Annotated in this window: 1 protein-coding gene; it reads left to right on the top strand. The window is 59.2% G+C overall.

All coding sequences use genetic code 11. The annotated features are described in order from the left end of the window. Window positions 1-190: 190 nt before the first annotated feature. The gene (locus HMPREF9538_RS12110; RefSeq protein WP_002890106.1) at window positions 191-1,000 is read left to right on the top strand and encodes an ABC transporter substrate-binding protein; all 810 of its coding nucleotides are present in this window, start codon (window positions 191-193) and stop codon (window positions 998-1,000) included. The last annotated feature ends 46 nt before the right edge of the window (window positions 1,001-1,046 follow it).

Here is a 1,046-nt window from a genome sequence, read left to right as displayed (position 1 = left end):
CGGGGGGGGGGGGGGGATCGCCCGGCAGTCGTTGCCGTCCTGGTAAAACGCCAGCGGCGCATAAAGAATACCCATAGGTTTGTTAAGTTCTTTTTGGTTATAGATAAGAATTTTTTCTTCTTTGCCGCCGACGGGCAATTTGTGGGAGCGTGATGTCCACAAAACAAAACAGGGATTCAGGGGAAAAACTATGCGCAATAAAACCACAAAAATCGCACTGGCGCTGGGTATGCTGCTGCTCGCCTCGCAGGCACAGGCGGACCAGCTGGCTGATATCAAAGCCGCCGGCGTCGTAAAAGTCGCCACCTTCGACGCCAACCCGCCGTTCGGCTCTGTGGACGCCAAAACCCACCATATCGTCGGCTACGACGTCGACTTTGCCCAGGCGCTGGCGAAAGCGCTCGGCGTCAAACTCGAGCTGGTGGCCACCAACCCAGCCAACCGTATTCCGCTGCTGCAGTCCGGCAAAGCCGACCTGATCGTCGCCGACATTACCATCACCCCGGAGCGGGCCCAGGTTATTGATTTCTCAACGCCGTATTTCGTCACCGGCCAGCAGTTCCTCGTGCCGGCCGGCTCTCCGGATAAGCTCGATGAGTACAGCAAAGCGCGCATCGGCGCGGTGAAAGGCACCACCGGCGAACAGGCCCTGCACCAGCGTTTCCCGCAGGCTCGCGTCCTCTCCTATGACGATATTCCGCTGGCCCTGACCGCCCTGCGCAACGGCAACGTCCAGGCCATCACTCAGGACAGCACCATCCTCGCCGGTCTGCTGGCGGAAGCGCCGGATAAAGCCAAGTTTAAAATTCTGCCCGACCTGCTCAGCAAAGAAGAGATTGGCGTGGGCGTGAAGAAAGGCGAACCGGCCCTGCTGAAGGCCGTCAACGATGAGCTGGTGAAGCTGGAGAAAACCGGCGAAGCCGCGAAAATTTACGATGTCTGGTTTGGCCCTGCCACCAAAACGCCGCAGCCGCGCGCCTTTACCATAGAAGCGAAATAATATGTTCTCGGGTTTACTCTCCCACTCCCCCGCCCCCCCCCCCGGG

Source organism: Klebsiella sp. MS 92-3 (assembly GCF_000195655.1).
GTDB lineage: Bacteria > Pseudomonadota > Gammaproteobacteria > Enterobacterales > Enterobacteriaceae > Klebsiella > Klebsiella pneumoniae.
The sequence above is the reverse complement of the archived record's forward strand: the minus strand, read 5'-3'. Positions and strand labels throughout refer to the sequence as shown.